This is a genomic window from Vibrio sp. 779(2023) (assembly GCF_033344285.1).
Lineage (GTDB): Bacteria > Pseudomonadota > Gammaproteobacteria > Enterobacterales > Vibrionaceae > Vibrio > Vibrio alginolyticus.
In genome coordinates, this window is the sequence record NZ_JAWPOM010000001.1 from 535,720 (window position 1) to 558,889 (window position 23,170).

The 23,170-nt window shown below is 48.4% G+C and carries 5 protein-coding genes; 4 read left to right on the forward strand and 1 reads right to left on the reverse strand.

Features of this window, described 5'->3' with window-relative positions; all coding sequences use genetic code 11:
• Positions 1-61: 61 nt before the first annotated feature.
• The 4 genes from R8O70_RS02395 (at position 62) to R8O70_RS02410 (ending at position 22,426) form a co-directional block, all read left to right on the forward strand.
• The gene (locus R8O70_RS02395; RefSeq protein ID WP_318184038.1) at positions 62-18,739 is read left to right on the forward strand and encodes a tandem-95 repeat protein; all 18,678 of its coding nucleotides are present in this window, start codon (positions 62-64) and stop codon (positions 18,737-18,739) included.
• 431 nt (positions 18,740-19,170) lie between these two features.
• On the forward strand, positions 19,171-19,524 hold the full coding sequence (locus R8O70_RS02400; RefSeq protein ID WP_033906832.1) for a hypothetical protein: 354 nt from the start codon (positions 19,171-19,173) through the stop codon (positions 19,522-19,524).
• A 121-nt stretch (positions 19,525-19,645) separates the two neighbouring features.
• A complete protein-coding gene (locus tag R8O70_RS02405) occupies positions 19,646-21,646 on the forward strand; it encodes a methyl-accepting chemotaxis protein (RefSeq protein ID WP_053303759.1) in 2,001 nt (666 codons plus the stop codon).
• A gap of 300 nt (positions 21,647-21,946) precedes the next feature.
• Positions 21,947-22,426: a Dps family protein gene (locus tag R8O70_RS02410; RefSeq protein WP_005388254.1), complete on the forward strand. Its 480-nt coding sequence runs from the start codon at positions 21,947-21,949 to the stop codon at positions 22,424-22,426.
• A gap of 108 nt (positions 22,427-22,534) precedes the next feature.
• On the opposite strand, the gene R8O70_RS02415 is transcribed toward R8O70_RS02410, so the two are convergent.
• A complete protein-coding gene (locus R8O70_RS02415; protein WP_005375585.1) occupies positions 22,535-23,149 on the reverse strand; it encodes an HAD family hydrolase in 615 nt (204 codons plus the stop codon).
• Positions 23,150-23,170 lie beyond the last annotated feature (21 nt).

Here is a 23,170-nt window from a genome sequence, read left to right on the forward strand (position 1 = left end):
AAATGGTGTCCTTTACTGCCTCTAAATACGATCAGTTAGCTAAAAAGCAACGGAGGCTGTAATGGCAGGCGACACTAATCAAGAAAAAGACAATGAAAAGCTTAACGATGCGGTAGAGCAAACAGAAACGAAGGATACGGGGACAAAAGAAGAAAAACAGCAGTCGACCGTCTCTTCGACTGTAGCGACTGGTGCTGAAAGTGCAGATGCTGTTGATGAAGCCAATCGTGCGATGGAAGAAAATCCTAGTGGCGCGGGTACGGAAGAAGAAGCAGTGAGCTCGGGTGGCGCAGTTCAAGAAGAGGATACTGAAAGTAGCAGCGACTCTGACGCTGCACAATCCAATGTTGTTGATAGTGTAGCTTCTAGCGGAGAATCAGGTGACGAGGCTCTGGGCAGCGGTGGTTCGGATTCTGGGGCGGGTGCCCAAGCGGTCGGTGGTGGTGATGCCTCTGGCTCTGAAGGTGGTTCGGACGCAGAAGGCAATGAAGCGCAAGGACAAGCGGTACAAACTTCATCTGCGCCAAGTGCTTCTTCAGACTCTGAAGGTTCTCAAGGTGGTGACGAGCTAGATTCAGAAACCACTGAAGAGAGCTTCGCGGTGGATGTACAAGACACCAGCGAAGAAACTACGACGCAAGTAGAAGACGATTTCGACTCCGAAACTACGAGCGAAACGTTCCAGATTAAAGTCGAAGGTGAAAATGACGCGCCAGAAGTAGGGCAAGATCTGGCATACATCATGGATGAAGATGGCACTATTACCTTCACTCAAGAACAACTTCTCGGATACGCGAGTGATGTTGATGGCGATGATCTTGCCGCATTCAACGTGCAAGTGGGTGCTAATGCATCGGTTGTGGATAATGGTGATGGCACTTATACCGTCACACCTGATACTGATTTTAATGGTGAACTCGGCTTAACGTTTGATATCAGTGATGGTCAAGAAACCATTTCTAGCTCGATTGATTTAACTGTTCGTCCAATCAATGACGCACCAGTGCCGGAAGATAAAACCTTTGAGGTGGAAGAAGACGGCACGCTGATCTTCACCGATGCTGACCTGCTTGCTGGCGCAACGGATATTGAAGGCGATAACCTCACAGTTGAAGGCGTGAGCTACGACGGTGGCGACGGCATCCTGACCGACAACGGTAACGGGACTTACACTTTTGCGCCAAATGAAAACTTCAATGGCGATGTAAACTTCAGCTTTGATGTGTCCGACGGTACAGATACGGTTTCTGCCAACATTGATGTAAGCGTCACACCAGTCGATGATGCGCCAGTGTCTGGCAATCTTGCTTACTCGGTGGACGAAGATGGCTCGATTCGTTTAAGCCAAGAGCAGTTGTTGTCGCAAGCTTCTGACGTGGAAGGCGATGCACTGACGGCTTCTAACCTTTCGGTAGATGGCAACGCGACGGTGACTCAAAATGACGATGGTAGCTTCACCATCACGCCGGACGCAGATTTCAACGGTGATATCGACATTAGCTTTGATATTTCAGATGGCACGAATACCGTTCAAGCAACCGCTGACCTAACCGTTAATCCAATCAACGATCTGCCTGTTCCTCAAGACCAACAATTTAGTGTGGAAGAGGACGGCACGCTACAATTTACCGATGCGGATCTGCTTGCAGGTGCGACCGACATTGAAGGCGATGACCTTTCTGTAACGGGAATCAGCTACGAAGGAACCGACGGCGTTCTAACTGACAATGGCGATGGCACGTATAGCTTTGCGCCAAATGAGAACTTCAACGGTGATGTAAACTTCAGCTTCGACGTATCTGATGGCACAGATACAGTTTCAGCGAATGTGGATGTGAGCGTTACGCCGGTGAATGATCCTCCGGTGGCTGGTTCAACGTCTTACACGGTTCACGAAGATAACTCTATTACCATTTCTGACGCGCAGCTGTTGGCAAATTCTTCGGATTTAGAAGGGGATGTCTCGATTGATAGCGTGAGCTACTCTGGTAGCGATGGTGTGTTGCAAATCAATGGTGACGGCACGTACACCTTCTCTCCAAATGAAAACTTTAATGGTGAAGTGACGCTTGATGTTGTCGTCGCTGATGAAGAAGGCGCAACGGATGCCACCACTGCTGGCATTACGGTGCTGGAAGTGAACGATCCACCAGTCGCAGGACCAACTTCTTACACCATTGATGAAGATTCAGTTCTGACCTTCAGTGAATCGCAAGTGCTGCTGAATGCCTCTGATGTGGAAGGCGATGTAGAGCTTGTTGGCATTAGTTACGATGGTCCGGATGGCATTTTCACCGTTAACGATGATGGCACATGCAGCTTCGCGCCAAACGAGAACTTTAACGGACAAGTTCAACTTGATGTGACTATTCGAGATGAAGATGGAGCAGAAGTTGATACCGTCATCAATGTGAATGTATTGCCAATCAATGATGCGCCAGTATCGGGTGATTTGGCTTACAGCGTTGATGAAGACGGTGCGATTACACTCAGCCAAGAGCAGCTTCTTTCTCAAGCGTCTGATATTGAGGGAGATGGTCTGACTGCTAGCGATTTGACTGTAGATGGAAACGCAACCGTCACAGCGAACGACGATGGCAGCTTCACGATTACGCCAGATGCGGACTTTAATGGTGACATTGATATCCAATTCAACATTACGGACGGCACAGACACTATCCAAGCAACGGCGGATCTAACGGTTAATCCGGTTAACGATCTTCCTGTTCCTCAAGACCAGCAGTTCAGTGTTGAAGAAGACGGCACGCTGCAGTTTACCGACGCAGACCTACTTGCTGGCGCGACCGACATTGATGGCGACAACTTAACGGTTGATGGCATTAGCTACACAGGCAGCGATGGTGTGCTGACTGACCATGGCGATGGTACTTACACCTTTGCACCAAATGAAAACTTCAACGGCGACGTCAGCTTTAGCTTTGGTGTTTCTGACGGCACTGAGACCGTACCTGCCAATGTGGATGTAAGCGTCACTCCAGTGAACGATCCTCCGGTTGCGGGTTCAACGTCTTACACGGTTGATGAAGATAATGCGATTACGATTTCCGACGAGCAGCTTCTGGCTAACTCTTCGGATGTGGAAGGTGCAGTGTCCATCGATAGCGTGACCTATTCAGGCACCGATGGCGTATTCCAAGACAACGGTGACGGCACTTACACCTTCATGCCAAATGAGAACTTCAGCGGTGATATCAGCCTTGATGTGATTGTGGCGGATGAGCAAGGTGCGATTGACGAAACAACCGCAGGCATTACGGTCATTGAAGTGAATGACCCTCCAGTTGCCGGTCCAACGTCTTACACGATTGATGAAGATTCAGTACTGACATTCAGTGAGTCACAAATTCTTGCCAACGCATCTGATATCGAGGGTGATGTAGAGCTTGTTGGCATCAGCTATGAAGGCTCGGATGGTATCTTTACCGTCAATGGCGATGGTACTTGCAGCTTTGCACCAAACGAGAACTTCAATGGTCAAGTTCAGTTGGATGTGACCATTCAAGATGAAAATGGGGCAACCGTTGATACGCATATCAATGTCGACGTATTGCCAATCAACGATCCACCAGTATCGGGTGATTTGGCTTACACCATCAACGAAGACAGCTCAATAACGCTGAGCCAAGAGCAATTGCTTGCCAAAGCGGGCGATATTGATAGCGAGAACCTTGAAGCCATCAATCTATCGACAGATGACAACGCGACGATTCAATACAACGATGATGGCAGTTACACCATCACACCGGATGAAAACTACAACGGCGATCTAGACCTGACCTTCGATATCATTGATAACGATGGTGGTTCGGTACAAGTTGGTCTGGCTATTACGGTTAATCCTGTTAATGACTTGCCACAAGCGCAAGATCAACAGTTCACGGTAGAAGAAGATGGCACCTTGCTGTTCACGGATGCAGACCTATTAGAAGGCGCATCGGATATTGACGGCGATGATCTGTCTATCGAAAATGTTCTCTACACCGGTGCGGATGGTGTGCTTACCGATAATGGCGATGGCACTTACAGCTTCGCGCCGAATGAGAACTTCAACGGTGATGTTCAGTTCACATTCGATGTGTCTGACGGCACAGGTTCAACACCAGCATTCATTGATGTCAGCGTGACACCAGTGAACGATCCACCGGTTGCAGGTTCTACGTCTTACACGGTTCAAGAAGATGGTCAAATTACCATTAGTGACGAGCAGTTGTTAGCCAACTCTTCTGATGTGGAAGGCGATGTAGCCTTGGCGAATGTTAGCTACTCTGGTAACGACGGCAGCTTCGTGGACAATGGCGATGGCACATATACCTTTACGCCAAATGAGAACTTTGACGGTAACATTTCGCTCGACGTTACGGTCATCGACCAAGATGGTGCAACGGATACGACAACTGCAGGCATCGATGTTATCGCGGTGAACGACGCACCAGAAACGTCAGGCATTCAAGCTGAAGTGGATGAAGATAACGCCATCACCATCACGCAAGAACAATTGCTTGCGAATGCGACAGACATTGAAGGTGATGACCTTGTTGCCAGCAATCTACAAACCAATGACCCAGATGCGACGATCGTAGCCAACGACGATGGTTCATTCACCATTACGCATACGGAAAACTTTAACGGTGAGTTGGACTTCACTTACAACATCAGCGATGGCGAAAATGATGTTCTGACCACGTTGGATCTGACCGTTAATCCTGTCAACGATGCGCCAGAAGCGGGCGACGAGATCTTTATTCAAGCAGAAGAAGACCAAACAGTGGGTGTTTCTCTGCGTGAAGAGCCTGCGTTACGTCTCGACCAAGCCCCTGAAAACGGCATCATTGAAGCAAATCTAAATGACGAATGGGTACAGCTAGAAGTCGGGCAGGAGGTGCCTGCAGATACGGAAGTGCGCTTCATTCCAAATGATGATGCGTTGGCGAACGGTACGCATACCACTCAAATCGGTACCTTTGACGACAATGCAAGTGTTGATGATTGGGGTGATGAAATTGACCCATATACTCGCCAGTTCACTGATGGTGATTTGACCGTAACGGTACAGAGTAATGATGATCCGCTTGGTGCATGGAATGGTAACACACACATTGGGCATGGTATTGGCGATACTGACCGCCAAGGCTTGAGCGGTGATGAAAAACTAACTGTGACCGTTGAAGGTCAAGACATCAACGAAATCAGCTTCCATCTAGATGGTCTAGGCGGCTGGTTTATGGAAGAGTCTCGCCACTTTACCGAAGTCGAAATTCGCGCATTCAACTCTGATGGTGACTTGATCGACTCGATGACTTACCACAAAGAAGATCGTGGTAGTTATGAGACGGATTACACCCTAACGGTGAACGAGCCGGTATCTTACTTTGAGCTAGGTACGATTCAAGGTAACGGTACTTACGTGGTTCAAAACATGACGGTTTCCCAAACTTGTCATGATGAAGCGGTGTTCACATCTATTGGCGTGGACGGCACGGAAATCACTGAAACGGTAGAACTGAATATCCGTGAAGGTGACAGTGAAATCGAACTGACCGCTGATCTACCAAATGTGACCATCGATACCGAAGGTTCTACGCAGTTTGCCTCTGTGGTAATCACAGAAGAGCAGCTTCTTGCACAAGCGAGTGATATCGATAGTGACGTTCTTGATATTCAAAACCTAGAGCTGGTGGGGGATAACGCGGAGCACGCTACGTTAACCGACAACGGCGATGGTACATGGACAGTCACACCAGATGAGAACTTCTACGGTGAGATTGAGCTTGGCTACCAAGTTACAGATGGTGAACTCACTGACGACAACATCATCAACATCAACTTCGAAGCAGTAAACGATGCGCCAATCGTTTCTGGTCCGATTGTGTTGTCGACAGATGAGGATGTGGGCATTACGTTTAGCGCGGATGATTTGCTTGCCAATGCAAGTGACGTGGAAGGCGATGCGCTGTCTATCTCTGATATCTCTTACAGCGGTGATAACGGTGAGCTTGTCGACAATGGCGACGGCACTTACACCTTTATGCCGAATGAAAACTTCAATGGTGAAGTCGACATCGATTACAAAGTCTTCGATGGCACCGATGAAGTCGATACCCACTTAGATCTGACCGTTATTCCAGTCAACGATGTGCCAGTTCCTGGTGCGCCGCTGCATACTCAAATGCTAGAAAACGGCACCATCATCATCGAAGCAAAAGACCTGTTATCAGGTGCGACCGATGTGGATGGCGACATTCTGCATATCGAGAATCTGCTGCTTGTTGACCAGTCACAAGGTACGTTGACAGACAACGGCGACAACACCTTTACCTTCGAGCCAACTTCGAACTTCTACGGTGAAGTGAACCTGACCTTCGACATCAGCGATGGTCAAGCAAGTGCCCCAAGCACTGCGAAGATCGATGTTGAGATCGTCAACGAAGGTCCAGAGGTCAGCGGTCCGGTTGATGCGGTCGTCGATGAAGATGGCTCAATTACCATCACTCAAGAAGACTTGTTAGCGAACGCGACGGACGTGGATGGTGACAACCTTGAAGCGGTGAACCTGTCGACCAACGATCCTAATGCAACCATCGTTGAGAACGCTGATGGTAGCTTCACGATTACGCCGAGTGAAAACTTCTTTGGTGAAATCGAATTTACTTATGACGTAACTGACGCGATCGAAACCGTCGCCGCGGATCTAAACCTCACCGTTAACCCAGTGAACGACCTGCCAGATGTGCCTGATTTGTCCTTCACCACAGAAGATGGCGAAGCGATCACGATTACTGAAGCAGAGCTGCTGGCTCAAGCGACGGACATCGAAGGCGATGACTTATCTGTTGTGAACGTGACGAGCTTAAGCGATATGGTTCAAGTGACAGACAATGGCGATGGCACCTACACGTTAACGCCAGAGCAGGGCTTCTTTGGTAATGTTGACCTCACGTTTGATGTGAGTGATGGCACCGATGTGGTGGCGGCAAACATCGACTTGAAAGTTGAGTTCGTCAACGACGCACCAGAAGCAGCGCCAATCGTGGCAGACGTGGACGAGGATGGCTCTATTCTCGTGACACAAGAAATGCTGCTTGAAAATGCCAGCGATCAAGATGGTGATGACCTATACGCAACGGCACTAGAAACCAATGATCCGAATGCCTCTATCGTGGATAACGGCGACGGCACCTTTACCGTTACGCCTTCACAGAACTTCAACGGAGACATCGAGTTTACTTATGAAGTGAGCGACGGTGAATTGAGTGTTGCCAATGAAATGACATTGACGGTGAACCCAGTCAATGACATTCCAATTGTTGCGCCTGGCATGTACCACATTGAAGAGGATGGCAGCATCCTGTTCACGCAAGAAGATCTTCTAAGTGGCGCGATTGATATTGATGGTGATGACCTCACCGTTACCAGCATTAACTACTCGGGTGATGAAGGTACTGTAACGGACAACGGTGACGGTACATTTAGCTTCGTACCAGAAGAGCACTTCAGTGGTGACTTGCAGTTCAGCTTTACGGTTTCTGACGGTACTGATGAAGTTGAGCAAGACATTAATGTCCATATCGAAGCCGTGGCAGATGCGCCAGACCTAGTCATCACTGATGGCGACGGTCGAAACGTGGATGACCAAGCGATCTTGGTTGAGCCAGGCGGTATTGTTGAAGTGAACATCGCCGCAGCATTGGTTGACCAAGACTTGTCAGAAACGCTGACTGTGACCGTTGATGGCGTTCCAGAAGGTTCGGTGATCAGCTTCGACAACGAAGGGGTACTTAACGATCAAGACAACGGTATCACCAGTTTTAACGATACTGAAATCACGGTTACCTTTGAAGGTGAAACCGCGGGTTACCAAAACGCAGCTGGCTATTACAAAGTTGATGAAGACGGCAATATCACGGGCGTTGAAGTGGTGTACGAAAACGCCTCTCAAGTTGGCGGAGGCGGTGACCTCGTTCCGGGACAAGATCAGTTCAGCTTCCAAATCTCGGAAGGGGAAAGCTTCAACCTATTCTTGATTCCTAACGGTCATAACTTCAATGACTTTGCGTCCATGCAAGATGGCCAGTATGAGTTCCGTGCGGCAGATGGCTCTCCTGCGAACATGGATACGGTCGACCCACAACTCGTGTTTGTGGGTGCTGATGGTTCTGAAACCGTGATTCAAAGCCAATTTGGTGATGCAGTCTTCCATGGCGGCACAAGCTCAGAGCTCAACCAAGATGGCATTGAACATACTCGAACTACTGTGAACGAAGACGGTGAACTGGTTTACGGCTTTGAAGATCTCTACGGTGGCGGCGATGCCGATTATAGTGACTTCAACTTCACCATTGATGTAGGTGAAGTGAACAGCCAGATCTACAGCGGTGAAGTAACAGTCGGTCCAGATGGTTCTGTAACGCTTCCAACCACAGCAATTGAACAAGAGCTACAGATTCAATTGCCAGAAGACTTTAACCAACAGCTAGAAATCAATGTAACGGCAACGGCGACAGAGCTATCAAATAATGATTCTGAAACCGTTTCTCAAACCATCTACGTCAATGCAACGGGTGCTCACATTGAACATACGCCTGAAGCATTGCCTGTTTCAGCGATGGTTGAAGAAGATGGTTCAATCCTAATTACGCAAGAAGATTTGCTTGCTAATGCGCGTGACTTGGATGGAGACCAACTGACAGCACTGAACTTGGCAACGGATGATGAAAACATCACCATCACAGACAATGGCGATGGTACTTACACCTTAACGCCAGATGCGGACTTTAATGGTGATATCACCTTTACGTTCGATGTGTCGGACGGCGATGATGTTGTCTCTACCAACCTTGAGTTATTGGTGTCACCAGTTAACGATGCGCCTGAACCACAAGATCAAGCGTTCACTGTTGGTGAAGATGGTGTGCTGACCTTTACTGATGCGGATCTGCTAACAGGCGCTACCGATATTGAAGGGGATGACTTATCTGTTGAGGGCGTCACTTACACAGGCGCAGACGGTGTTCTTACTGACAATGGCGATGGCACATACAGCTTCGCACCAAACGAGAACTTCAATGGCGACGTGAATTTCACTTTCGATGTTTCCGATGGCACGGATACCGTGACGGCAAATATCGATGTAACAGTGACGCCAGAGAACGATCCTCCGGTTGCAGGCAGCACGGCTTACACCGTTCATGAAGACAATTCGATTACCATCAGTGACGAACAGCTATTAGCGAACTCATCGGATATTGAAGGCGATGTGTTGATTGATAGCGTGAGCTACAGCGGTAACGATGGTGTGTTAGAAATCAACGGTGATGGTACTTACACCTTCTCACCAAACGAGAACTTCAGCGGCGAGGTGAGCCTAGATGTTGTCGTTGTCGATGAAGAGGGTGCAACGGACTCTACCACTGCTGGTATTACTGTGATTGAGGTAAATGACCCACCAATCGCAGGTCCTACCGCATACACTATCGATGAAGACCAAGTTCTGACCTTTAGTGAGTCGCAAGTGCTACTGAATGCTTCGGATGTTGAAGGGGATGTCGAGCTAGTAGGCATCAGCTACGACGGTCCAGATGGCATCTTCTCAGTAAATGGCGATGGTACTTGTAGCTTTGCACCGAATGAAAACTTCAACGGTCAAGTGCAGTTGGATGTGACCATTCGCGATGAAGATGGCGCAGAGGTCGATACTTACATCACAGTCGATGTCTTACCAATCAATGATGCACCAGTATCGGGTAACTTGGCGTACAGCGTTGACGAAGACAACTCAATCACACTGAGCCAAGAGCAGCTTCTTGCTCAAGCATCGGATGTAGAAGGTGACGCATTAACCGCATCTAATCTAGTGGTTGATGGCGATGCAACGGTTACGGCAAACGACGATGGTAGCTTCACTATCACGCCAGATGCGAACTTCAATGGCGACATTGATATCACGTTCGATATCAACGATGGCAGCGACACTATTGTTGCAACGGCGGACCTTACTGTTAACCCAGTTAATGACTTGCCGCAGCCGGAAGATCAAGCGTTCACCATTAGTGAAGATGGCGTGTTGACCTTCACTGATCAAGACCTGCTGGATGGCGCAACGGACATCGATGGCGATGACCTATCGGTAGAGGGCGTCACTTACACTGGCGCGGACGGTGTCCTAACTGACAATGGCGATGGCACTTACAGCTTCGCGCCAAACGAGAACTTCAATGGCGACGTGAACTTTACCTTCGATGTTTCTGACGGCACGGATACCGTGACCGCGAATATCGATGTGACAGTCACACCAGAGAACGACCCACCGGTGGCAGGCAGCACGTCTTACACAGTGCATGAAGACAACTCGATCACCATCAGTGACGAGCAGTTATTGGCAAATTCATCAGACGTCGAAGGAGATGTCGCGGTTGATAGCGTCAGCTACAGCGGCACAGATGGTGTGTTCCAAGACAATGGTGACGGTACTTACACCTTCTCGCCAAACGAGAACTTCAATGGCGAAGTGAGCCTAGACGTTGTCGTGGTCGATGAAGACGGTGCGACGGATTCAACTACCGCAGGTATTACAATACTTGAGGTGAACGATCCACCAATTGCAGGCGCGACCAGCTATTCAGTGAACGAAGATGAAGTCATCACCATTAGCTCTGAGCAGTTATTGGCGAACGCTTCTGACATTGAAGGTGAAGTTGCGATTGATAGCGTCAGCTACAGCGGCTCCGACGGTATCTTTACCGATAACGGTGACGGTACATTCAGCTTCGCACCAAACGCCAACTTTGATGGCGATGTGAGCCTAGATGTTGTGGTTGTTGATGAAGACGGTGCAACTGCGGCAACTAACGCAAACATCGATGTATTGCCAATCAACGATGCGCCAGTATCGGGCAGCTTGGCTTACAGTGTCGATGAAGACAATTCAATTACGCTTAGCCAAGAGCAGCTTCTTGCTCAAGCATCGGACGTAGAAGGGGACGCGCTAACTGCGACTAACCTAATGGTTGACGGTGATGCAACGGTTACGGCAAACGATGATGGCAGCTTTACCATTACGCCTGATGCGAACTTCAATGGTGACATTGATATCACGTTCGACATCAACGACGGCAGCGACACTATTGTTGCAACAGCTGACCTGACGGTTAATCCAGTTAACGACCTACCACAGCCAGAAGATCAAGCGTTCACCATTGGTGAAGATGGCGTCTTGCTGTTCACTGATGAAGATCTGCTTGATGGCGCAACGGATATCGATGGCGATGACCTATCGGTAGAAAGTGTGTCTTACACTGGCGCAGATGGTGTCCTAACCGACAACGGTGACGGCACTTACAGCTTCGCGCCAAACGAGAACTTCAATGGCGACGTGAACTTTACCTTCGATGTTTCTGACGGCACGGATACCGTGACCGCAAATATCGACGTAAGCGTGACGCCAGAGAACGATCCACCGGTGGCAGGCAGCACGTCTTACACGGTGCATGAAGATAATTCGATCACCATCAGTAACGAACAACTATTGGCTAACTCATCTGACGTCGAAGGCGAAGTAGCAATCGACAGCGTCAGCTACAGCGGCGCAGATGGCGTGTTCCAAGACAATGGTGATGGTACTTACACATTCTCGCCAAACGAGAACTTCAATGGTGAAGTGAGCCTAGATGTTGTCGTGGTCGATGAAGACGGTGCGACGGATTCAACTACCGCAGGTATCACGGTACTTGAGGTGAACGATCCACCAATTGCCGGCGCGACCAGCTACTCAGTGAACGAAGACGAAGTCATCACCATTAGCTCTGAGCAGCTATTGGCGAATGCTTCTGATGTTGAAGGCGAAGTCGCGATTGATAGCGTCAGCTACAGCGGCTCTGACGGTATCTTTACTGACAACGGCGATGGCACATTCAGCTTCGCGCCAAACGAAAACTTCAACGGTGATGTCAGCCTTGATGTGGTTGTGACTGATGAAGATGGTGCAACGGTAGCAATCAATGCAAGCATCGATGTATTGCCAATCAATGATGCACCGGTATCAGGTGATTTGGCTTACAGCGTGGATGAAGATGGTTCTATCACTCTCAGTCAAGAGCAGCTTCTTGCACAAGCGGGCGATGTGGATGGTGATGATCTAACCGCATCCAACCTGACTGTTGACGGTAATGCGACCGTTGTTGCGAATGACGATGGTAGCTTCACTATCACACCAGATGCAGACTTCAATGGCGACATTGATCTGAGCTTCGACATTACCGACGGTGATGCAACCATTCAAGCGACTGCCGATCTGACTGTAAACCCAGTGAACGACCTACCAACGGTTGGTCAGCCACAGTTCGTCACGCAAGAAGACACCAGTTTCACCTTCACCGAAGAGCAACTGCTGCAAAATGCAGGTGATATCGATGGTGATAACCTAACGGTTGAAAATGTTGCTTCTGACAGCGGTACCTTGGTTGATAACGGTGACGGTACGTACACCTTTGCACCGAATGAAAACTTCGATGGCAACGTGAACGTAACGTTTGATGTCAACGATGGCACTGCAACGGTTCCTGCTGAAGCGAACATTGACGTTCAATCTGTGGTTGATATGCCAGAGCTTTCGATTGCTTCGGACTTGGTGATTGCGTCTGATAACTTCGAGTCTGGCTCGAACGGTTGGAACGCGAACACTGAGAGCTCACAAGGCTTCGAAACGGGCGATATGCTGGGTCGTATTGGTGGCACTGGCGGTGATGAAGCGGTAAGCAAAACTTACGATATTCCAAGTGATGTCAACGAAGTGAATATCTCGTTTAGTTTCTACGAAATCGATTCTTGGGATGGCGAGTCGTTCCAAATCTTTGTGGGTGGCGAACAGCTAACCACCTTGGAGAACTCCGCGTTCCGTACTCAAGATGGTACGACAACGCTTTACGATTCTGACGGTAACGAAGTGGGTGAAGTGATCCACGGAGCCTCTCAACGTGAAGGCTTCAGTGGTTGGAACGACCAAGCACACCAAGTGAACTTAACCGTTCCGGTGGAAGACGGTCAGCTTCAGTTAGGCTTTGGTTCTACGCTAAACCAAAGTATTCCTGACGAGTCATTCGGCATCGACAACATCGAAATCACGGTAGCGGACGCGGATTACCAAATCATTGGTACCGAAGATACACCAGTGCCGCTTGATATCGATGCAGCATTGACCGATACCGATGGCTCAGAAAACCTCTCTATCTTGATTGAAGATGTGCCAGAAGGCAGCTCACTATCAGCAGGTGTTGATAATGGCGACGGCACTTGGTCACTACAACCAGGCGAGCTAGAAGGGCTAGAGTTTATTCCTTCTGCAGACTTCAATGGCGATGTGACGTTAACTGTGAACGCTACGTCTACGGATGTGGATACAGGTACAACGGCGACAGCGACGCAAGATGTGACGATTCATATCTCGCCAACCAATGACGCACCAGAAGTGACGGGTGATATCACGGCGGTAACTGCCGAAGACAACAGCATTACGCTGACTCAAGAGCAGTTACTTGAGCATGCCGTTGATATTGATGGTGACGACCTAAGCGCAATCAACCTGAGCACCAATGATGAAAATGCAACGGTTGAAATGAACGAGGATGGCAGCTTCACCATTACTCCAAGCGAGAACTTCTACGGTGACATCGAGTTCACCTACGATGTGACTGACGGGGAAGAAGTGGTCGCGGCTGGTCTCGACTTAACAGTAACACCAGTCAATGACGCTCCAGAGCCACAAGATCAAGCGTTCACAGTGGGTGAGGACGGTATTCTTACCTTTACAGATGCAGACCTATTAACAGGCGCGACGGACGTAGAAGGTGACAACCTAACAGTTGAAGGCGTGACTTACACTGGTGCGGACGGTGTCCTAACCGATAACGGTGACGGTACCTACAGCTTTGCTCCAAACGAGAACTTCAATGGTGATGTGAACTTTACATTCGATGTTTCTGATGGCATGGACACCGTGACCGCGAATATCGATGTGAGTGTTACGCCAGAGAACGATCCACCGGTTGCAGGCAGCACGTCTTACACGGTGCATGAAGACAACTCAATCACCATCAGTGACGAGCAACTACTGGCTAATTCGTCTGATATCGAGGGTGATGTTGCGATCAGCAGCGTGAGCTACAGCGGTAACGACGGTGTGCTAGAAATTAATGGCGATGGTACTTACACCTTCTCACCAAACGAAAACTTTACAGGCGATGTTAGCCTAGATGTTGTCGTGGTTGACGAGGACGGCGCGGTTGATACAACAACAGCGGGAATTACCGTTCTTGAAGTGAACGACCCACCAATCGCAGGCACAACCAGTTACACCATTGATGAAGATGAAGTTATCACCATCAGTGCAGAACAGTTGTTGGCAAACTCTTCCGATATTGAAGGTGAGGTAGCACTAGATAGCGTAAGCTACAGTGGCAGCGAAGGTATCTTTACCGACAATGGTGATGGTACGTTCAGCTTTGCACCAAATCAAAACTTCAATGGTGAAGTGAATCTTGATGTTGTAGTCGTGGACGAAGATGGTGCGACCGCTTCGACGACGGCAAACATTGATGTTCTGCCAATCAATGATGCTCCAGTATCGGGTGGCTTGGCTTACAGCGTCGATGAAGACAACTCAATCACGCTAAGCCAAGAACAATTGTTGGTACAAGCAACGGATGTAGAAGGTGATGCACTAACTGCATCTAACCTAGTGGTTGACGGTGATGCGACGGTTACGGCTAATGACGATGGCAGCTTTACCATTACGCCTGACGCGAACTTCAATGGCGACATTGATATCACGTTCGATATCAACGATGGCACCGATACTATCGTTGCAACGGCTGACCTAACGGTTAACCCAGTCAATGACTTGCCGCAGCCGGAAGATCAAGCGTTCACCATTGGTGAAGATGGTGTGTTGACCTTCACTGACCAAGATCTGCTTGATGGCGCAACGGATATCGATGGTGATGACCTATCGGTAGAAGGTGTCACTTACACTGGCGCTGATGGTGTCCTAACCGATAACGGTGATGGGACCTACAGCTTTGCTCCAAACGAGAACTTCAATGGTGATGTGAACTTCACTTTCGATGTGTCAGACGGTACGGATACGACCTCTGCCAACATTGATGTGAGTGTGACGCCGGAGAACGATCCACCTGTGGCGGGCAGCACGTCTTACACCGTACATGAAGACAACTCGATCACCATCAGTGACGAGCAACTACTGGCTAATTCGTCGGATATTGAAGGCGACGTAGACATCAGTAGTGTGACTTACAGTGGCAACGATGGCGTCTTCCAAGACAATGGTGATGGTACGTACACCTTCTCTCCAAACGAGAACTTCAATGGCGAGGTTAGCCTAGACGTTGTAGTTGTCGATGAAGAGGGTGCGACAGACTCAACCACTGCGGGTATTACCGTTCTTGAGGTGAACGATCCACCAATCGCAGGTGCGACAAGTTACTCTGTCAATGAAGACGAAGTCATTATCTTCACGGAAGAGCAACTGCTAGCGCAATCAAGCGATGTGGAAGGTGACGTGAGCCTAGAAAGCGTCTCTTACAGTGGTAGCGACGGCATTCTAACGGCGAATGACGATGGCACTTACAGCTTCGCACCAAATGAAAACTTCAACGGTGGCGTAAGTCTCGATGTGGTAGTCGCTGATGAAGACGGTGCAACTGCGACAACCAATGCGAACATTGATGTATTGCCAGTCAACGATGCTCCGGTATCTGGCGATTTGGCTTACAGCGTCGATGAAGACGGTTCAATCACATTGAGTCAAGAGCAGTTACTGGCTCAAGCGGGTGACGTCGACAGCGATAATCTAGAAGCGGTGAACTTAACCGCGGTAGCCAATGCAACCGTTGTTGAGAACCAAGATGGTAGCTTCACGATTACGCCTGATGCGAACTTCAATGGCGATATCGACCTAAGCTTCGACTTGATTGATAACGATGGTGCGAGCGTGGAAGTGGGCGTCGACCTAACGGTGAACCCAATTAACGATGCGCCGCAATCAACGCCAGTGAATATTGCTGGCACCGAAGATACCACCATTCTTATCACGCAGGACATGTTGCTTGCTAACGCGACAGACATCGACAACACCTACGACGAACTGTCTGCTGTCGACTTAGTGATTGATGAGCAATACGGTGACTTGCTAGACAACGGTGATGGCACTTGGGCATTCACTCCGGCAGAGAACTTCAATGGCGATGTGCCAATGTCGTTCGGCGTCAGCGATGGTGATTTAGTTACGCCGGTTGAAGGCAATCTAAACATCGAAGCGGTTAACGATGCACCAGAAGCGCCAACCATCCAGATGCAAGGCGAAGAAGATGTGGTCATGGTGATTGACCCAGCTTACATCGCTGATCAAGTTACGGATCTTGATGGTGACGAAATCAGCGTAGAAAGCATCACGGTTCGTGCGCCTGCAAACGCGACATTAACCCAGCAACCAGATGGTATGTACCACTTGGTAACTACTCAAGACTTCAATGGTTTGGTGGAACTGGGCTACACCGCGACGGATGGTGAAGAAGTGGTTGAAGGCTCGTTGAATGTGGATGTCATTCCAGTCAACGATGCTCCATTCAATGTGGGTAATGCCTTTATGGCAACTGACGAGGATGGCGCATTCACCTTCGACGCTGGCGACCTGATGAACTTGTTCGGCGATATCGACACTGAAAACCTAGTCGTATCACGCATTATCACCGCAGAAGGTGAAGATGGTGGTGAGGTAACAGACAACGGTGACGGTACATGGACATTCACACCAACTGGCGATTTTGCAGGGGTTTCTGACTTGCAAGTCGTGGTAAGTGACGGTGAGTTTGAAACAGTACTTGATGTGCCAGTGTTTGTTCGCCCTGTTGCGGATGGCGCGGTCATCACAACCGACCATGATGGTCCATTAGTCTTCGGTGAAGACGAAACAGGTCACCTAGGCTTGAATGTCGGTCTAATCGACGATTCAGAAACGCTAAGTAACCTAGTGATGACTGGTTTCCCTGTTGGCTTCGAAGTTACGGATGGTGTGAATACCATTACCATTACGGAGCCGGGTCAATACATCGACTTGAACGAGTGGGATATTTCAGACCTGCAAATGACGCCTCCGGCTGACTTTAATGGCGAGTTCTTCGTAACCGTGACCGCAACAACGGTGGATTATGGTGACGAGCCAGAAGAGTTCGAAGATGGCATCGATTCAGGTGACTTCGAAACCCTAGCGGGTGAACCTGTTATCCTAACCGCAGATGACCTAATCGGATTGGCAGAGAACGTAGACGCTGACGCGGGTGATGAAGTGAAATTCGTGCACCTAGCTGATCGCAGCCAAGGTGAAATTGTCGATAACGGTGATGGCACATGGACATTCAATCCAGCACCAGGCTTTACGGGTGAAGCGGATATCGCTTACGTGATTGATAAAGACGGTGTGCTTCATGATGAGCAAACGGGTGTGGTCGTGAAAGAAGACGCACCACAAGATAATGTTTCTCCAGAAATCGACAGCATTTCTACCACAGAAATGGCTGCGGATGGCACCTTGTCGTTCACCAATGATGACATGCTATCTACCTTGAGCGATGCAGAAGGCGATAGCTTGAGCATTGAGTCAGTGAGCCTAATGGAAGGTCAAGGTGTGATAGAGGCCGATAACCAAGGTAACTACCAATTCACACCAGCAGAAGGGTACACCGGAGATGTTCAAGTTGGCTTTATTGCAACTGACGGTGAAAACCGCATTGAGAGCTTCTTTAATGTCGACATCCAAGGTGAAGGTGAAACCACAACCAGCGAAGGCTACGCACTGGCTGATGATGGTTCACTAACACTAACGGAAGCACAGTTGATTGATGAGCTTGGCATTAGCCCTTCTGCAGAAGTGTTGGATGTCGCCGATGCAAACGATGCTGGTTTCTTTGCGAAATCAGGTGATGAAGAGTGGACATACTGGCCGAACGATGACTTCGATGGCAATTTGGCTATGGATGTTCAGGTCAACGACAACGGTGAAGTATCGACTCAGAATCTGAGCATCCAAGTTGCGGACGATTCAGCGCAAAGCGACGAGCCACAAATCCAAACTGCTCAAGCATCATCAGAGCAGCAAGTCGGTGAAGCGCAACAGCCTGAAGAGCAAGCAGCAAACGGTGCAGACAGTGAAGAGGAGAGCGCAGCTGATGTGACTGCAGCACCAGGCGATACCATTTCTATCTCGGTTCCAGATGAGGTCAGTGGTAACGAATCGGTGGATTATGCAGAAATGTCCGGTCTACCTGATGGTGCATCAGTAAGTAACGCGCTGGATAATGGCGATGGCAGCTTCACATTAAGTGGCAACCTGAACCAACCAGTATCGGTTGACTTACCAGAAGGTTACGAAGGTACGAGCGAAATCCAATTCCAAGGTTACGACGAATTGGGCAGCGCAGTAGAAGGTGCGAGTGGCACAGTTGAAGTTGAAGTCGATGATCAATACACCATGCAAGGTTCTGCTCAAGATCAGCAACCAGATATGGCGGGTATGGAATCTGGTGGCAGCGACTGGACAAGTGCGGGAGGTCAAGATCAAGGTGTTGACTTCACGGATGACTCTGGCAGCTTCGACTCGGATACTCAAACGGGTACTGACCAAGGCAACGATTTCGATCAAAGCTCAATGTAACCAGTCCTAGACGAGGGCAGTGTCATTGCTGCCCAAACCAAAGCCATGCAGAGCCTACTTTGCATGGCTTTTTTGTTGGGCTTCTTTCTATGAGCTTTAGAAAAAACTTGGAAATTGAAAAAAGTATTCTTAGCTAGTTTATACCCAAGTAACCTCGAGATGTTAGGTTCAGCGAGAATGGCTTGGTTTGTAGACGCGGCGGCGATTTAAAGGTCTAGTGGGTCTAAATCAAGAATCGACAACAAAGTATACAAACCAAGACAGCTCGCCCTTCGGGAGCGTGTCATTGACTCGGTTTCTGTGTCAAACAACTTGGAAAGAGCTGACTATTACGCTGCGTTGTTTTCCTTGACCCCGAATCAATGACAACGCTCTGAATCCTGCATCTTGAAGTCACTTGGGTATAAGAGTCATTTACAAGGAGGAGCGACATGTACCGTTATGTCAGTTCACCAAAAGCGTCAAAGTACATAGTACCGCCACCACAGCATCGCGAGTTGTCGAGTATCGATGTACCGGAGTCAGAACTTGAGATGCGTGAAATTCTGAACAATTGGTTTGCCGATGGATTGGCGCCCATCATTGAAAATGAGGACAATGACATCTCTGCTAATGAGCAACAGCGCTTTGAGCAGCTCAGTCGCACGGTGGGCGTGTTACTGCGTAATAAAGATTACTACTTCGCCACTAAGCGGATTCTTTCGTTGTGGGAGCAAGACTGCTTAGAAACGACTTACGTTAATTATCTGATTTTACGTAGTGAGCGCATACCATACTTCGAATAAGCCCTATTTATAGGCTTAAAATAGTGGTTTACATGGTTTTCTTAGTAACTTTTGACACCTGTATTTAACATTTTTGTAAACATCGTTATATTTAAGGCTCATCGTTGTCAGGAGTTTATGGATGAACCTTACGATATCAGGGAAGTTGCAGCTCAGTTTTGTGCTGCTAGCCGTACTTTTTATGGCATCAGCGGTATTCACGTATCGCAACGTCACTACCGTAGAGCAATACGCCTCTTCGTTACTTAAATCCGATTTACCGACCGTCGACACCAGTCGCGGTATCCAACAGTCCGTTCAAGCGTCGCTGTCCTCGATTCGAGCCTACATGTTGCTAGGTGGCGATGAAGAGGCGAGCGCACGTCTGAGTGAGGACGTGCGTAATATCATGGCATCTACAGACGAGTCGCTTCCAACGTTGCAGGCGTTGATCTCTGAACAGGATTTTCAAGCGATCCAAAGCCAGTGGGACGCGGTAAAAGTTTCTCTAAACAAGCTGATTGAACTTAGCCACAGTGATGAGAACTTACCCGCACACAACCTCTTTATTAACGAAGCGGCACCCATTGCAGAAGTGGCACTTGACCAGCTTCAAAGCTTAATCAACGAAGAGTCAGGAAACCCATTCGGTGGAGACAGAAAACGTCTGTTCAAAGTTTATGCCGACAGCTATACCTCGCTCGCCAATGCACTGTCTGCACTGCGAGATTTCCTGTTATACGGGCAGCAAGATCACCTAGACAAATACCACGACTTGATTAAATACCACAATCAATCTGTGGCGGAAATCGATAGCAAACTCGACAGACTTACTGATAACGACCAATCTTTGTGGTCACTGTTTAAAGAAATGCAGCAACTGTACTTTCCTTTAGCAGAGCAGGTAATTGCATTGCGTCAATCGCCAGAGTGGAACGAATCAAACTTGTTAATGGCGAATGAACTGTTGCCAGCAGCGGATGCACTAGACCAAAGCTTAGAAACGATCGTATTGGCTCAGCAAAGTCGTGCAGATCAAAGTGGACAGGGCATTAATCAGTCGATCAAAAACGTACTCACCACCATGCTGATTGCCGCGGCATTGGTTTTGTTTGCCGCAGTAGCGATTTCAAAATACATGGGCAACACCATTGGTCGCCGAGTGAAAAACTTATCGGAGCGTGCAAAGACGATCGCTTCAGGGGACGTTTCTCAGCCTCCGTTAACTGTTGTTGGGAAAGATGAATTGGCAGACCTTACCGATTCGATTAACCGCATGAACCAATCGTTAGCGAGCATCGTGGCAGGGGTGAGTGAGAAAGCGCACCAAGTGGATACCAGTATGGGGGCTTTGTTGGAATCGGCGCAAGTCACTTCATCGAATGTAGAACAGCAACAGACCAGCATTGTTGAAATGGGAAGCCAATTGGATGAAATCGCTTTAGCCGCGCGTAACACCCTAGATCAAGCCAACCAATCAGTGCAGAAGCTTTCTGATTCAAAAGGCGAGATTGAACAAGGTCGTGATGCTTTAGAGCAAAACAAAGTCACTATGGAAAGTTTGCACGGCAGCATTGAAACCGCGAGTACGCAGGTGACGCAGTTAAGCAAAGAGAGCGAAGCCATTGGCCGAGTTACAGAGGTGATTGAAGGCTTAGCAGAACAAACTAACTTACTGGCATTGAATGCCGCGATAGAAGCAGCGCGTGCGGGTGACCAAGGACGAGGCTTTGCGGTTGTGGCGGATGAAGTACGTATGTTAGCGACTCGCACTACTCAATCGACGACAGAAATCAACGGTATCATCAATGCGATTCAACGCTCGACCAATTCGGTGGTTGAGGAGATTGAACACAGTCAATCACTTGCGGAGCAGGGCGCTGAGCACATTGAAAAAGCGGTAACTCGTTTGCTTGTTACTACGGAGCAAATAGGTTCCTTGAATGAACAAATGGCAGAGCTTGCGGCAGCGGCAGAGCAGCAATCTCATGCGACCAATTCGATCACTGGATTGATGTCCGGCATTACTCAATCAGTGGATGAGGTTTCGAATAACAGCCAACGTGCATCAGAAACATCATTGCAAGTAAAAGAGCAAGTTACTGAGCTGAATCAACAGATGGCAACTTTCAAAACGGCATAGATAAGGTTTACGTCTGTTCATCTACTTTTGAACGTTAACCAAATAGTAAAAAAGCCCCAATTCTTTTTACACAAAAAGGATTGGGGCTTTTTGTTGGATGATACGCCGATATTCGTCTACTTGCTCATTGGATTTGGCTATTTAAATCATAGTTAAAACCAAATTCTCTTCACCGAGCCGGAGTCGTAATATGACTCCATCGGCAGCAAATACTGCAAAAGAATTTTTAAACTTTATACCAATCCCAGTAAGAGAATCGTTCGTTACTACGATTGGTATCATCCTTCTAGGAGCAAGATTATGAACAAACAAGTAAGCCTAATTGGTCTAGACAGCGAACAATCAGCACAACTAGCTCAACAACTAAATCAACTGCTAGCGCATTACCAAGTGTTGTACATGAACTCTCGCGGTTACCACTGGAATATTAAAGGTGCGCAATTCTTCGAACTGCACGTAAAATTTGAAGAGATTTACACTGATCTACAAACAAAAATCGATGAGCTTGCAGAGCGTATTCTAACTTTGGGTCATACGCCAGCGCACGCATTCAGCAACTACTTGGAAGCAAGTGAAATTAAAGAACATCAAAACGCGACTTCTGGTGAGGAGTGTGTACAAGGTCTGGTTCAAGGCTTTAGCGTTCTACTTCTAAAACAGCGTGAGATTCTACAAAACGCGGGTGAAGCAGATGACGAAGGTACAGCGGCATTGATGGGTGACTACATCCGTGAGCAAGAAAAATTAATGTGGATGCTTAACGCTTACCTACAAGGTTAAGCAGCGCATCACCCAAGCAATCCTTGGGAACGCATGAAACAATCGGGAATAAGTCATAAGGGGCACGTTGGTGCCCCTTTTTTTGTTTGCGTATTTTATATGTGTGCTTTATTTGCGTGGTAAGGATTGGAAATGGCTCAATAAATCGCTGAGTTCATTAAGCGCCAACGAGGCTGAATCATTGAAAGTTTCTTGATTACCGTGATGAACAAGGCAAGAGGGCATCTGTGCGTTATACGCTGCCTGTAAGTCGTAAAGGTAATCGCCGACATAAAGCACTTCATCAGGCATCAAACGCCACTCTTTCGCCAATACCTGAAGAGACAAAGGGTCTGGCTTGGGCGGGAAGCATTCACGAGTGATGACTCGTTCCACTGAGATTTGGTTGTGTTCTAGTTTGCGCTGCGTGGCGATTTGACAGTTGCGCGTCACGATAGCGGTTTTGATTTCATTTTGATGCAAGTGGGCGAGTAATTCATGGCAGCCAATCATTGGAGCAGACTGCTCAGCATCAGAAATCTCGTAATCAAATATCACGTTATGAGCGTGCTCTCTATGGTGAGGATGCTCAAGTGCGTCGACAAAATCCAATAGATCTTCACTCTGCGGACAACCTAGCTGTTGTCGCAATTCGCCGAAGTTCATATCAGAACTCACCAAGGTGTTGTCTAAATCAAACACCACGGCTTTAATTTTATCGAGCTGTAAAGGGAATGGAATCATAATGACCTCGTACAACTTAAC